The 15,446-nt window shown below is 29.0% G+C and carries 14 protein-coding genes; 2 read left to right on the top strand and 12 right to left on the bottom strand.

The features are described from left to right. The first annotated feature begins 2 nt into the window (after window positions 1-2). Window positions 3-1,178 (top strand): cobalamin-independent methionine synthase II family protein, encoded by a 1,176-nt coding sequence (locus ACO6OL_RS05650; protein WP_485502429.1) that lies wholly within the window; start codon window positions 3-5, stop codon window positions 1,176-1,178. Further along, a complete protein-coding gene (locus ACO6OL_RS05655; RefSeq protein WP_485502430.1) occupies window positions 1,171-1,635 on the top strand; it encodes an OsmC family protein in 465 nt (154 codons plus the stop codon). Before ACO6OL_RS05650 ends, ACO6OL_RS05655 begins: the two co-directional genes overlap by 8 nt. Window positions 1,636-1,825: 190 nt before the next feature. On the opposite strand, the gene ftsZ is transcribed toward ACO6OL_RS05655, so the two are convergent. The 12 genes from ftsZ to ACO6OL_RS05715 form a co-directional block, all read right to left on the bottom strand. Beyond that, the gene (gene ftsZ / locus ACO6OL_RS05660; protein ID WP_048802583.1) at window positions 1,826-2,917 is read right to left on the bottom strand and encodes a cell division protein FtsZ; all 1,092 of its coding nucleotides are present in this window, start codon (window positions 2,915-2,917) and stop codon (window positions 1,826-1,828) included. 20 nt (window positions 2,918-2,937) lie between these two features. Beyond that, entirely contained in the window at window positions 2,938-4,314 is a 1,377-nt protein-coding gene (gene ftsA / locus ACO6OL_RS05665) for a cell division protein FtsA (protein ID WP_485502431.1), read from the bottom strand. A 231-nt stretch (window positions 4,315-4,545) separates the two neighbouring features. Continuing rightward, window positions 4,546-5,511 carry a cell division protein FtsQ/DivIB gene (locus ACO6OL_RS05670; protein WP_485502432.1) on the bottom strand — a complete coding sequence of 322 codons (966 nt, stop codon included), beginning with the start codon at window positions 5,509-5,511 and terminating at the stop codon, window positions 4,546-4,548. A gap of 6 nt (window positions 5,512-5,517) precedes the next feature. Continuing rightward, window positions 5,518-6,858 (bottom strand): UDP-N-acetylmuramoyl-L-alanine--D-glutamate ligase, encoded by a 1,341-nt coding sequence (gene murD, locus ACO6OL_RS05675; RefSeq protein ID WP_485502433.1) that lies wholly within the window; start codon window positions 6,856-6,858, stop codon window positions 5,518-5,520. Between the two features lies 1 nt (window position 6,859). Next, the gene (gene mraY / locus ACO6OL_RS05680) at window positions 6,860-7,843 is read right to left on the bottom strand and encodes a phospho-N-acetylmuramoyl-pentapeptide-transferase (RefSeq protein ID WP_485490005.1); all 984 of its coding nucleotides are present in this window, start codon (window positions 7,841-7,843) and stop codon (window positions 6,860-6,862) included. Between the two features lie 9 nt (window positions 7,844-7,852). Continuing rightward, on the bottom strand, window positions 7,853-10,051 hold the full coding sequence (locus tag ACO6OL_RS05685; RefSeq protein ID WP_485502434.1) for a penicillin-binding transpeptidase domain-containing protein: 2,199 nt from the start codon (window positions 10,049-10,051) through the stop codon (window positions 7,853-7,855). Continuing rightward, window positions 10,052-10,378, bottom strand: a complete 327-nt coding sequence (locus ACO6OL_RS05690) for a hypothetical protein (RefSeq protein WP_003143925.1) — start codon at window positions 10,376-10,378, stop codon at window positions 10,052-10,054. It abuts the gene before it with no gap. Window positions 10,379-10,393: 15 nt separating this feature from the next. Next, a complete protein-coding gene (gene rsmH / locus ACO6OL_RS05695; RefSeq protein ID WP_274460201.1) occupies window positions 10,394-11,329 on the bottom strand; it encodes a 16S rRNA (cytosine(1402)-N(4))-methyltransferase RsmH in 936 nt (311 codons plus the stop codon). A gap of 11 nt (window positions 11,330-11,340) precedes the next feature. Then, entirely contained in the window at window positions 11,341-11,772 is a 432-nt protein-coding gene (gene mraZ, locus ACO6OL_RS05700; protein WP_485502435.1) for a division/cell wall cluster transcriptional repressor MraZ, read from the bottom strand. Window positions 11,773-12,051: 279 nt separating this feature from the next. Beyond that, window positions 12,052-12,936, bottom strand: a complete 885-nt coding sequence (dnaI, locus tag ACO6OL_RS05705; protein ID WP_485502436.1) for a primosomal protein DnaI — start codon at window positions 12,934-12,936, stop codon at window positions 12,052-12,054. Then, a complete protein-coding gene (locus ACO6OL_RS05710; protein ID WP_314397792.1) occupies window positions 12,936-14,303 on the bottom strand; it encodes a replication initiation and membrane attachment family protein in 1,368 nt (455 codons plus the stop codon). The genes dnaI and ACO6OL_RS05710 overlap by 1 nt, the downstream gene beginning before the upstream one ends. Continuing rightward, window positions 14,296-15,291: a hypothetical protein gene (locus tag ACO6OL_RS05715; RefSeq protein ID WP_485502437.1), complete on the bottom strand. Its 996-nt coding sequence runs from the start codon at window positions 15,289-15,291 to the stop codon at window positions 14,296-14,298. Before ACO6OL_RS05715 ends, ACO6OL_RS05710 begins: the two co-directional genes overlap by 8 nt. Between the last annotated feature and the right edge of the window lie 155 nt (window positions 15,292-15,446).

Consider the following 15,446-nt stretch of genomic DNA (forward strand, 5'->3'; position numbering starts at 1 on the left):
TTATGACTAATTCATCTTTCTTAGTTTCTCTTCTTGGCAGTATGCCTCGTAGTAAAAAACTATTAACCGCAAAACGAAAATTAAATAAAGGAAATATCGACTTAAAAACATATCAAGAAATCTTAGATGAAGAAACAAAATATGTAGTTGAACTTCAAGAAAATAATTATATTGATATAATCACTAGCGGTGAGCTAAATCGAGATAATTATGTTTCATTTATTGCTGAACGTTTGGACGGTGTTACAATGATGAGTATGGCTGATATGTTTGATTATATTGAGGACAAACAAGGTTTTGAACAAATACTAGAAATATTAGACGTCCCTGCAATTAGTATAAAAAATGCAATTTGTACAGGGAAAGTAAAATATAATAAACCTCTGGTAGCTGATGAAATGATTGAACTAAAAAAACTAACCAATAAGAAAATCAAAGCAACATTACCAGGTCCTTATTTAATAACTAGGTCCATGTGGTTACCTGCTCTATCAAAACAATATTACGATAGCAAAGATTCTCTAGGAGAAGACATAATTAAAGTATTAAAAGAAGAAATTGATTCATTAGCAAAAATAGGCATAGATGTTATTCAATTTGATGAACCTGTATTAACCGAAGTGGTATTTTCTGAAGGTAAGACAAGATCTTTTATGTGTGCAGCATTATCTGAGAAAAAAGATCCTACTGAAGAATTAAAATTTGCTACTAAATTAATTAAATCTGTAATTGATTATGCCAAAGAAAAAGAAATATTAGTTTCTCTTCATGTATGTCGTGGTAATTGGAGTCGTGATGAAAGTATTCTACTTACTGGACCTTATACTCCTCTACTTCCATTATTCGAAGAGACTCTTCCTAATATACTTACATTAGAGTTTTCTACTCCTCGTGCTGGAGAAATATCTTCATTATTAAGTAGTGATTTAATTAGAGAAAATTGTACACTTGGTCTTGGGGTTATGAATCCAAGAACTGATGAAATTGAACCACTAGAAGATATCTTATCACGTGTTGAAGAAGTTCTCCACTTCTTACCTAAAGAAAGAATTTGGTTAAATCCTGACTGTGGCTTTGCTACATTTGCTAATAGACCGGTAAGTACAATGGAGATAATTGATAAAAAATTAGCTCGTCTAAATGAAGCTAAAAACACATTGAGGCAGTTGTATGACTAACTTATACGAATCAAATAATTATGACCTTAGTTTTAGAGGAATTCTATCGAATAATGATTTTAAATTATATACTAACAATGATAATATAACTATCTCTAGTGATATCAGTTTTGATATAAACGCTGATTATAGAAGCAGCATCAACTACTTTGCAGCTTCTATTCTAGGTGGAATCTCACAAACTATAATAAAAGAAAGCAAACACTCTGATATAGATATTGAAGAACTTGAAGGGAAAATTCATATAGTACTAAAAAATCCTCTAACTCTATTAAATGTTAAAGGTTATGATGAAGAACCAAAAATTGATAGTTGTATAATAACATATTATTTATATGCAGATATTGATGAAACAAATCTTATAGAATTTTGTAATTTATCACTAAAAAAATCCTTTATTTACAATACACTAAAAAATGTAATCAATTTTAAAATAAAATTTATTCTAATTGATTAGAAGACAGGGAGTGACTAAAAAATTGTGATTTCATAAAAATCGATTTTTTAAAGTCACTCCACATTTTCTCTTTCATATTTTATGGAACTGACTACTATTTCTTAAATTTACATCTAAAATTTTCTCATACAATAATTTACCAAAAAAAAAAGAAAAATCGAGTAATTTCCGATTTTTCGTTTTTTATTTATTAGATTTCTCTTCTTGTTCTTCTTCTTGGACGTGGGTACATTTCTTGTTCTACTTCGTTTTTACCGTATCCACTTGTGAATGAGCTGGCTTCTGGTTGAGCTGGGCGTTGTGCTAAAATATCTCTTTCAACACTTACTCCATCTTCTTCAAATCCAGTAGCGATTACTGTAACAATGATTTCATCAGTTTTTTCTAACTCTTCGTTAAATACTGTACCGAAAATCATGTTTACTTCATCATCACTAGCTTCTTGAACGATACTTGCAGCTGCTTGAGCCTCAAATAAACTTAATGATGGTCCACCAGTGATGTTTAATAACACACCTTTTGCTCCAACGATTGAAGTTTCTAGTAATGGAGATGAAATAGCTTTTTTAGCTGCTTCGATTGCTCTGTTTTCACCTGAAGCTACACCAATACCCATTAATGCTGAACCTTGGTCAGCCATGATTGCTTTAACATCAGCGAAGTCAAGGTTAACTGTACCAGATACGTTAATTAAGTCAGAAATACCTTGTACCCCTTGACGTAATACGTTATCTGCCTCAACGAATGCTTGCATCATTGGAGTAGATTTATCAACGATATCTAATAATCTATCATTAGGAATAACGATAAGTGTATCTACTGCACCTTTAAGTGAGTTAATTCCTGCAGTAGATTGTACTTGACGTTTTTTACCTTCAAAGTTGAATGGACGAGTAACAACACCTACTGTTAATGCTCCTAATTCTTTAGCGATACCCGCTACGATTGGAGCGGCACCAGTACCAGTTCCTCCACCCATACCAGAAGTAACGAACACCATGTCTGCTCCTGCTAATGCTTCTTCAATTTTATCTTTAGTTTCTTCTGCCGCTTTACGCCCTACTTCTGGGTTAGCTCCAGCACCAAGACCCTTAGTTAATTTTTCACCAATTTGAATTCTTACATCTGCTTTAGAACGTTTTAATGCTTGAGCATCTGTATTAACTGCGATAAATTCAACGTTTTGAATTCCACTTTCTACCATTCGGTCAACGGCGTTACCACCACCGCCACCAACACCTACTACTTTAATTACTGCTGATTGATCAAATTCTTCAAACATTCTTTATTTCCTCCTGATTATTATTCAAAAAACGAATTATACATTTTAGTTATTTTATCAAAGAAGTTTTTCTCTTCTTTTTCTGTTTTCTCTTCTTCGTAATACTCTTCTTCCTCTAACTCTTCTGCATGAGGCTCAGTTACTACTGCGGTATCAACTTTTGAATTGTTTACTGAAATTTCCTGAACTGCAGAAACATTTTCAAATGTTGAATTTGTATTTTTTACTGTTGGTACTTCATCTGTTACTTGGTAACCAAATAAAGATTCGATTTTGTAACTACTTGTTAGTGTTCCAACAACTACTGAAAGTTCTGGTGAATTAGCTCCTATTATTTTTGGAGATCCAATTCTAACATTCATTTTCCTTAGCATATCTTTAGCTAAGTCTAATACTCCTGGCATAAGTGTTGTTCCACCAGTTAGTACTACATTTCCTTTTACTCTATTTATTCCAGCTTTTCTAAGAACATCAAATGATCGCAAGATGATTTCTTCTACTATTTCTTCAATATAGTCTGCTAGTTCTTTTTGAGTATATGGTTCTTCATCTGATTCTAGGTTATCTAATTCAATAATTACTTGTGGCGATGCTAAATCATAAAATGCATGTCCTTGCGTTATTTTTATCTCTTCGGCTCTCTTCAAAGGAACATTTAATACATCAGAGATTGTACGTGTGATATCCTCTCCAGCTAGCTCTATAGACTGAGATAATTGCAATATTCCATCTTCAAAATAGCTCACTGTTGTAAGACCAGCACCAATATCAATTATTACTGAACCATAATCTTTTTCTTCATCATTAAGTAGCAATTCACCCAACGAATGTGATGTACAGAATGTCTCATTACAATCCAAACGTAAGTTTTCAATACTCTTATAAATTGTGTGAAGATGAGTTTTAGAAGTTAATACTCTATTTCCTGTCACTTCAAAAGCATTATGAACAGTCATTCCTTTTGGTTTTCTTATATTTTCTATATCATCAAGACGATAGTAATCTGGGATTACTTGAACCACTTCTCTTTCACGTGGTAATGGTAGAATTTTTGCCTCTTCAATTACTTCTTCGATATCTCTACCATCAATATCGTGTTTTGTATCAAATTTAATTTCCGCTACACTTTTTTTAATATGAGTGTGTATACTTGGAACTGCTACATATAACGATCTTATGTCTTTATTAGCTTCACTTTTTGCAATGTCTATTGCCTTTTGAATATCTCTAGATGCGGATTCTACATCAATAATGTTACCACGTTTAATAGCCGTAGTTTTTACAACTCCAACTCCGAGTATATTCAATTTTTCATATACTACATCTGCTATAATCACTTTTATACTAGATGATCCCAGATCTATTGAAGTATACAATTGTGAACTCAAGTCAAACACTCCTTCCTTTTAAAACTTTGTTATTATAATAAAATTGTAAATACACACATATTTTATTTACACATACTAAATTATAACATAAAATTTAAAAAAAAAATATGAAAAACACCAAAAAAAATTAAATTTTATTAAAATATTTTCAATTTGTAATATTATATACTAATATTTTAAAATTTATATCATTTTTGAATAAAAAGTGTCCAAAATACGAAATTTCGGACACTTTTTTTACTATTCATTTTTGTTATTTTTTGTTGATTGTTGTATAGTATTCTTATTTTTTTTAGAAGTATTCACTTGAGCATTTGTAGTATAATTTTCAGTTTTGTTATTTTTTTCTACTTTTTCTGTATCTTCTATTTGCTCATTATTATTTTTAGATGTTGATTCATCTCGTAAACCTTGTCTAGCCAATAATTGTTTAATGCTATCATTTCTTTTTTTCTCAGTTTTAGGTGTTTCTAGATACGCACCATTTATTAAGTTTAAAGTTGTATTACTTTTATCCTCAATATATTTAGATATTTGATTATAATAATTTAACTTATCTGAAAAACGTGCTCTTAAAGCCTTAACTTTTTGACCATCTTTCATATAGATTATTACATTGTCACCTTCATCATTTATAATTTCAGAGATTTGCAATCTAACTTCTTCTTTCAAATTATTTAAGTTCTTATATATTTCTTCTAGCTTTGTACTATCATCATTAAACTTCTCTAAAATTGGTAAATTATAATTATTTCTTATTTTTCCAGTATAAGTTTTACCGTTTTCCATAATTATTTCATAACTACCGTCTTCTCTTTTATTTTGAGCTATAAAATTATATTCTTCAACTTTCACCTTAATAGTAGCTGGCATTTTGGATTGTACTGACACTGATTTAAATATTTCAAATTTCTCTTGAATATTTTTTTGAATTTCATCATCTTTTATAGACCACGTTCTTAAATTATTATTTATATTTCCTGCCTCTAGTATTTCTTCTTTACTAATTTGGTTATTACCTTCAACTTCGATTGTTCTTAATTTCAAATAATTACTAAATAGTAATGAAAATACTGCTATCACAATTAAAAATAAAGTTACTATGAACACTAATTCTCTTCTTTTTTTTCTTTTTATTTTTTCTAATGAACTTCTTCTTTTTTCATTATGCATTTTTTCAAGTAACTTTTTATTCTTCTTGTTCATAGTTTTTTAATCCTCTTGACTAATCTTCTCAAACGTCGCTATAAATTCATCCCCACGATCTTCGAAACATCTATATTGATCCCACGATGCACATGCTGGAGATAGTAGAACTATATCTCCACATTCAGCAAGTTCATTTGCTAAAATTGTTGCATCATCTACTTTTATTGCCTTATGACACTCTACTCTATTAGCAGATGCCAGATCAAATAGTATCTCTTTACTTTCACCTACAACAACCATTGCTTTAATTCTCGGGAAGAATGGAACTAATTCCATAAAATCAATTCCCCTATTTTTCCCACCACAAATTAATATTATATTTTTCTCAAATCCGGAAAGTGCTGTAGTTGTAGCAACTGGATTGGTAGCTTTAGAATCATTATAGAACTTCACTCCATTATGTTCTCCTACATACTGTAATCTATGTTTTACTCCACTAAAACTATAAAGTACTTCACGAATTGTCATAACATCTGCACCTTTTAGATAAGAAATTAAAGCTGCATTTATAGCATTTTCTACATTATGCATGCCTGGAAGTGACATTTTTTTAATATCGAACAATTCTACGTCTTTATACACTACCATATTATCTTTTACAAATATATCTGCTTCCTGATTTTCTTTAATATCATAAAAAATTACTTCAGAATTAATTTTATTCAATTCATATTTTTCTTTTTCTTTGATGTTCAGAATTAAAATATCATCTTTGGTTTGATTTTTGTAGATATTTCTTTTAGCATTTCTATAATTTTCAATACTACCATGATAATCTAAATGTCCTACACCTAAGTTTGTAATGGCTGCTACCGATGGTTTGAAATATTTTGTCCCCTGTAGTTGAAATGATGAAACTTCTGTAACTATTAGCGAATTTGGATGATTATAGGCTACTTCTATTGACGGATAACCAATATTCCCAGCTAAAAAGACATCTTTATTAGCTGCTTTTAGGATATCGAATGTCATCTGAGTTGTTGTAGTTTTTCCATTAGTCCCTGTTATTGCTATCATATCAATATTAAATAATGTATTAGCTAATTCTATCTCAGTAATAATATCAATATTTTTCTCAATCGCTTTTTGTAAAAATTCAATTTCATATTTAATTCCTGGATTTTTTACAATTAAATCTATATTATCTAATAGTTCTAAGGGATGACCACCATCAACTATTTTTACACCTAAGTTTTTTAATTCAATAGCTTTTTCATCTGTACTTAAATCATCAAAAGCATTCAAAACAACATCATAACCTAGTTTTTTTAGAATTTTTGCTGTCGAGTAACCGCTTCTTGCAAATCCTAATACTAATATTTTTTTATCTTCTAAATTTATCATTTTACATTACCCCTACAAAATACCCTATAGCTGAAGAAACAACAGCTATAATAACAAAAATATATACAGTCTTCACTTCACCATAGCCTGATAGTTCAAAATGATGATGCAATGGAGACATTTTAAAAATTCTTTTACCAGTTTTCTTGAAGTACGCTACTTGAATAATCACTGACAGTGTTTCTAATATATATACTAAACCAATAAATAAAAATGCTACTTCTTTATGTAAGATTACTGAAATTGCTGCTAAGATTCCACCTAGAGCCAATGATCCTGTATCACCCATAAATATTTTTGCTGGATTTCTATTAAATAATAAAAATCCTATAAGTGAACCAACTATTGTTAAACAAAATACTAATACAGGGAAATTATTTTCCTTATATGCTAATAAAGCAAGTGTACTAGTTGTAATGATTGTTACACTAGTTGCCAATCCATCTAATCCATCTGTCAGATTTACTGCATTAGAAAAACCAGTTTGCCAAAATACTAAGAAAATTATATATAAATATGAAATATTCAAATTATAATCAAATACTGGAATATGTATATAGTTAATATCTTTGTAGATAAAAGTTACTAGCATATAAAATATTACAGAAAATAGTATTTGCAACATTAATTTTTTTCTTGGTGCTAGTCCATCATTTATTTTCTTGACAACTATCAGCATATCATCTATATATCCTATTATTGAAAAAGAAATAGTTGTATAGATAAATAGTATATAGTATTGTATATTCGCACTGTCTAAGAACATTGCAACAACTAGTGAAACAACTATCGCTATGATGAAAGATATACCACCCATAGTTGGTGTTCCTTTTTTATGCATATGACTTTGTGGGCCTTCTTCTCTAATTGCTTGGCCAAATTTTAGTACATGTAAATATTTTATTAATCTAGGTAGCATTAGTACAGTTAGTAAAAATGCTACCCCCAATAACGATATAGCCACCGTTATACTTGAATTACTCATTTCGTTCTCCTAACCAAATTTTATTTTTATCTTTTCCCCTTTTTTCACAAATCTTTGTGCCGGAATAGATTGTTGTTTAGCAAATCCATTCCCTTCGGTTTCAATATCTAATCCAGATAATTTAGCATAGTTCAGCACATCAACTTTTGACCACCCTGCAAAGTTAGGTAAAAGTATATTTTCATCAGATACTAATAAAAATACTCTTTCGTCTTGCTTGATTAAATTCCCTGCTGAAGGATATTGATCAACTACACTATTTCCACTCCCAATTGTTATTATGTTTTTAGTTTTTTTCTGTAAATTAATGATTGTAGAATCAACATTCGCTCCTACAAGGTTATCCATCTGATAGCTTTGAACATTATTATTATCATTTGATTTCTTAACATTTAAATAATTAAGCGTATTTTCCATAATAGGTTTGAAGATTTCAGAAGCCCCATTTGCATAGCTTGCTCCAAGGTCTTTTGAAGGTAACTTCATACCCACATATAATATTACTTGTGGGTCTTCACTAGGTGCATATCCTATAAATGAGCGCATTACTTTATATGGACTCTTATAATATGTTCTGGTTTTAGGATCAACCACCTGGGCAGTACCAGTTTTTCCAGAAACACTATAATTTTCTACAGCATATCTCTTACCAGCTTGAGCCCATGTTCCATTTACAACACCATATAGTTCTTCTTTCATTATATCCGCTGTACCCTTTGATATAGGATTTCCTACTACTGTTCTTTGACCTATATTAACATCCTTATCAATCGTTTTATCATGAACTCTTTGTAAAAAATACGGTGCTAACATCTGCCCATCATTTAATATTGCTGTTTCCGCTTGAATCATTTGTATTGCTGTTACTGTACTACCTTGACCAAAAACTGTTGTAGATACAGACACTTTGTTATTAAATACTAAATCCCCTGTCGATTCATTGCCATACAATGAATTTGTACTTTTACCAAAACCGAAACTCTCTAATCCAGTTTTTAATTTTTCTGACCCTAATTCACGCAATAATGTTAACATTAAAGTATTTGAAGATTGTTGGAAACCATGACGTTGAGTAATTGTTCCCCAACCAATCTTATTCCAGTCAGAAATTGTAGCGTCTTCCACTCGATATGAACCAGATCTAAAGTAACTATCTGGTTTATATATATTATTTTCTACCATTATTGACATTGTAAATGTTTTAAATGTCGAACCTGGTTCATACGCTGAGTTATAGAAAATATTTGACCATGCACTTGCCAGATTTTCTTGAGTATTCGGATTAAATGCAGGTGTTTGTCCCAATCCTAATATCTCACCAGTTTTAGGACTAGCAGCTATTGCAAATACACTTTCTGGTTCATATTTATCATGAATATCTTTCAGTGTATTATCTATAAAACCTTGAATATTCTTATCAATTGTTAAATATATATCTGCTCCGTCAACAGGTTTAATCTCAACTTTAGGAATATTAGAAACGACTTTCCCCCATGCATCTTTAGCATAAGTAATATGTCCTTCTTTTCCTCTTAGATAATAATCAAAAGTCTTTTCGACACCTAAATGACCAGTAATCAAATCACTATCTGGTGAATTTTGAGCAAAACCTAAAAAGTTTCCAAGCATACTTCCGTTTGGATAATATCTTTTTGTTGTCGCTATAAATTCAATTCCTGGCAATTTCAACTCTTCGATTTTCTTTTTATCTTCTACACTTATATCTTTACCAGCAGTTCCAAATTCTACTTGATATACTCCTTGTTTACTAAGTATATCTTTTATCTTGTTTTTATCTAATTTTATAAATTTAGATAGTTCTTCTGCTGTTTTGTTAATATCTACAACATGTCGTGGATTTGTTTCATCCTCTGTAGCTTTATCTGAAACTACCGCTACTAGCTTGTAAGATTCAATATTGTCAGCTAGTATATTCCCATTTCTATCATAGATTTTACCTCGATTTGGTTGTAAACTACTATCTATCTTATACTTTCTATCTGCTAATTCTGAAAGATTATGTCCCCTTACAGTTCCAATTAGCATCATTTGTCCTATATTTAATATTAATATCCATACAAAGAAAAAAACAAAAATTAGAAAAAATACAATTTTTGTTCTTTCTCGAGAGATATAATCTTTTCTTTCTAAACTTCTTCTATCTTCCAAAAACTTTAAAGTTAATATTTTCTTAAAAAGTTTTATCAATTATCTCACTACCTTTATACTATCTTTTTGAGTTTTCATTCCTACCGTCTCAGCAATTTTTTTAACTCTTTCGTAAGATGATAGATTGTTTATCATAACTTTTTGTTCATTATTATTTTTTTGTTTTTCTGATATTACAATATCATTTTTTTGTTGAGCACTTCGTAGTGAATAAATCTCTCCTTTATAGTTTAACATAACTACGTTAGCAAGTAAAATAACTCCTACAAAAACTCCATATGCAGTTTTTTCTAGTAAATTAAACTTTACTTTCTCTTGTACTTTTCTTACTCCATATTCACGACTATATACCTTTAGTGTAGCCATTTCCTTTCCTCCCCTCTATTTCGTCTGAACTTGTGCAACTCTTAATTTGGCACTTCTAGATCTATTATTTTCTTCTAATTCAATATCACTAGGATATATAGGCTTTCTTGTAATTACTTTTAATTTAGATAAACTTTCTTCTGGCATAATAGGAAGGTTTTTGGGAATATCCTTTGATTTAGAATAAGAATTGAATATTTGTTTACAAATTCTATCTTCTAGAGAATGGAAAGTGATTACAGAGATTCTTCCACCTACACTAACGATATCTATTGCTTGTTCTAATGAATCTTCAAATACTGATAATTCATTATTTACAGCAATACGAATTGCTTGGAATACTCTTTTTGCTGGATGTCCACCAGTTCTTCTTTTAGCAGCAGGGATAGATTCTTTTATAATCTCTACTAATTCAAAAGTAGTTTCTATAGGTTTTTGCTCACGTTTTTTTTCAATATTTCTCGCTATTTGTTTAGAAAAGTTTTCTTCTCCATAGCGATAAAATATTTTTACTAAATCATGATAACTATATTCATTAACGACTTCATATGCACTAATTTTCGCATCAGTATCCATACGCATGTCTAATCTTGTATCATAATTATAACTAAAACCTCTTTCAGGTGTATCTAATTGTGGTGAAGAAACTCCTAAATCATATAGGACTCCATCTACTTCATGTACACCATGCTCTGCTAATTTTTCTTTTAAATTAACAAAATTAGATTTAATAAAGACAACTTTATCACTGTATTCAGCTAATTTTTCTTTGGCATTTTCTAATGCAACATTGTCTTGATCAAAAGCGTATAGTTTACCATTTTTCAAACGTTTTAAAATTTCTAAACTATGACCTGCTCCACCAAGAGTGCAGTCTACATATATACCATCTTCTTTTATATCTAAGCCTTCTACAGCTTCATTTAATAATACACTATAATGTTTAAACATTTTCATCCATCCTAAAAATCAAAATCTTCTAATTCTTCTGCTATTTCTTCTACACTAGCTTCACTTTCAACAAGTAAATCTTCCCAGCGAATTTTATCCCATATCTCTATCCTATTTGATAAACCATTTACAACACACTCTTTATCTAAAAAAGCATGTTCTATAAGTGCATTTGGAATATTAATTCTTCCTTGTTTATCTATTTCAACTTCAGTGGCTCCAGAAAAGAAGAAACGTTGGAAAGTACGAGCATTTTTCTTAGTGATAGGTAGTGATTTAATCTTACTTTCCACCTTTTGCCACTCTTGTAGTGAATAGCCAAATAAACAAGAGTCTAGACCTCTTGTAATAATAAATTTTTCACCTAGTTCATCTCTGAACTTTATCGGAATACTAAGCCTTCCTTTGGCATCCATTTTATTATTGTATTGACCAATAAACACTACTTCTCACCACCTTACCTTTATAATTTACCACATTTCCCCACTTTTTTCCACTAATTTCTAAAAAAAAATAAATTTTTTTGAATTTTTTTCCATAAAAAAAAGGAGTGACTCAAAAATCACGATTTCAGAGAAATCGATTTTGTCGAGTCACTCCCGCAAAGTTTATTAGATATCTAAAATGCTTTTATAAATCAAATTTAGATATCAATAAATCACTGCGTCTATGAGTTACCATATGAACTTTGTTGAATTTTAGGACTTTTTTGTCAGCCACTTTTAATTATAATATTCTCTTTCATTCTCACCATCTAAGAAGTGAGAAGCACTTAAAGAATTTATTCTTTCTACTATTCTTAAAGCCTTTGTTTTATCCACTGTTGTTCTTCCATTAGATAACAATTCTGCTAAATCATCTATGTTTAAATTAGATGAGAAAAATGTTGATAATTTTTCTGCTTCTCTATGATTAATAATTGGGCCAAGCACCTCATCACGAATAAACTCCGTAATATTTTCAGCACCTATATCGTCAATAATAAGAATTTCTTCATCTCTTATAAGATCAATATATAAATCATAACTGTTATTACTAATCTTTGATTTTATTTTTCTAATAAATTCAGGATAGTATAAAATTGCTGGTTCTTTACCATTCTGTTTGAAATAATTGTAAATACATCCCATCAAATATGTCTTACCAGTTCCTGTTGGTCCATATATATAGGCACCTCTTGTACTTTGATTATTAAGGATACTCTTACATATATTGATGATTTCTATTGCTAATTTAGCCTTTTCACTATTTTTTGATAAATTATCAAAAGTATAAGATAGAACTCGCTTTGGAATAAATTCTGTCTTAATTTTATTGGATGTTCTTTGGCTTTCTACTTTTTGTTTATATTCTTCAGTCTCTTGATAAACAATATTAACTTCTCTATTATTACAAACTAACTTAGGACTATGCTCAATATTTAACAACGAATCTTTTGAAATATAATATTGATAAAATTTTTCAAGATTATTTTCTACGTCAATTTTAGTAAAATTATTGTCACGAATAAATTTAATTATCTCTATATCACTTAGAACTTTTTCAGATATAAACTTCTTAAATGAATTTTCTGTATTACTTGATACTATGTTGGATAATTTTTTCATTACACATCCCCCTTATTATATAATACTTTCATCATATCTTTAAAAGTATCTTCATCTTCTTTTGTTACAACCCTATCTTCTGTCTTCTTCACATTACTGTAGTTATTTTTTCTATTTTGTAAGTATTCAGGAAAAGGTGCATGATTAGTTTTTTTATTATTTGAATAATTTTTTTGCTGTTTTTTACTAGTACTAACAGTTTTCTGTTTATAATTTCTAGTATTTCTAACAAAATCAATCGCATCTTTAGCTCCAAATAACTTTTGAGAGCTCCATGCACTTGCAATTTTATCTATATAATTAATATGCGGAATAGAATTATTACCACTTTGCCTAATAGAATACTCTAATAGAATATTAAGTACACCTGTTGGAAAATTATATTTTTTTTGCAATTCTTCTATATTTTTTGCATCTATAGTTGAGATAACTATACCCACTTGTTTATTTAAGAACTCAATAAAACTTGTATTATCAACTTCTTTAGCAAAAATATCATCTTCAGCTAATTGAACAGCTTCATCATTCGTTAACTGTTTATTCACCATACGTTTTAAAGTAGGTACTTCTTGTTTTCTTACATTAACATTAAGTTGAACAATATACTCACTTAACAAACTAAGATTTATATCACTTGCTCCATTAGTAATCTCAACAGATTTTTCGATTGCATTAGCCATGTCTTCAGGCGTCATTTTATAAATATGCGCTAAACCTAAAATTTTGTTTTTAATGTCAGGATTAGATATAGCTTCTGTTAAATAACTATTAGCCAAATAAAAATTTAATTTATCAAAATCAAAGAAATATTCATCAAAATTTGGACCATTAACATCTTTTTTAGACAAATAATCAAAACTAAAATCATTAAGATTTTCTAAATGGTACACATCTGAAAACTTAGCTGAGATATCCTCAAAACTTTTAAAACTTACTTTATCAACAGAATAATAACTATGCAATTCATTATAATTATTAGTCCCAATTGTATTTTCTAATAATTTAGATAAAATTGGTGTATTAAAAAATTCAGTAAAAGTTAATGCTTTTTTAATTTTATATACAAATTGCCCTACACCTTCATTATCTATATAAAATGACTGAATTAATCCTAAAGCCTCAAGTTTCTTTCTAGCAACTAAAAACTTATTATTTGATAATCCTAGATTATCTAAAATATCATAATGTAAATAATTTTTTGATAAATTTTTGTCACTCAAAATTTTAGATCCTAAGAAAGCATATAAACTAATCGCATCATTTCCAATTAGTGGAAGATACAATAAATTCAATTCTTTTGTACGACTAGAAATATCAAAATCATTATATACACAATAAAAATCCTTCTCAGAAAAAGTACTATTCATGTTTATCATCCATAACTTCTATAATTATTTGCGTATATTCCAAAGCATAGATAAAGTTCTGATTATAATCATACTTAATCTTATCATCATTTCGTAAAGGTGCAAAGAACGATTTCACTAAAATAGGATAAATATTATCTAATAATAATTTTGCATTATCATTCTCATAAAGTGCTCTTAGGAAATTAAACACTTTATACACACAGTTAAGAAATTCCTCTTTATTAGGAGTACTAATATTAGTATGACTGTCTATAATAGTTGAGAAGCTAAGAATATTCTTCTTATCATTTTTTGTTACAAATGTTCTTAAATCATCTATAAGTTTATACATATAATTAAAAAATGTCTCATGATTTTCTAAGTAGTCATTGGTTATAATTTTAGATTCATTTTTTAATAACAGCTTATTAATATTATAATCAGTCACAAACAAATAAATCTTATATAAATCTGAAAATTCAAGATCACTTAATTTCGTATAATCTTGAACTATACTATTCAGACTCTTACCTTCTTTATAAATATTATAAATAGTGTTTAGCCAAATAAACTCATCAAGATTTTCTTTTTCAATAAGTGTAATTAGGTAATTATTAAAATTATACTGTTCTTCATCTTCAAAAATTATAGAAATTCTACTTTCAATTCTGATAAGAAGTGAGTTAAATTCTCTTTCAGCCTTTTTATCAAAATTTTCTTCATCAAAAGAAGGCTTTAACGAAGCTTTTATACGTTTAAATTCATCAAAACTATTATCTAAATTATCTAATCTTTCTTGGTAAACTTCATTATAACCTGGTTTTTGTGCATGATAGTAGTTCTCTATAGCCTTATTAAATTCTAAAACTTTTCCTAAAATTTTAATATATGCAACTTTTATATTCTTATTATCAGATATACTATTTATCAATTTTAATGCATTTAAAATGTCTTTCTTATTTTCACTAGTTAACACTAAAGTTTTCTCATCTTCTAAATAAAACATTCCCAAACCTCCAAAAATATATTACTACTTTATGATACTCTATTTTATTAATAAAATCAAAATATATGTAAGTTATTATATAAAAAAAGAACCTCCCAAAGGAAGGCTCTCACTGTTGCCTGGCAACGTTCTAGTCTCACAGGGCGTAAGCCCAA

The organism is Gemella sp. (assembly GCF_057272915.1).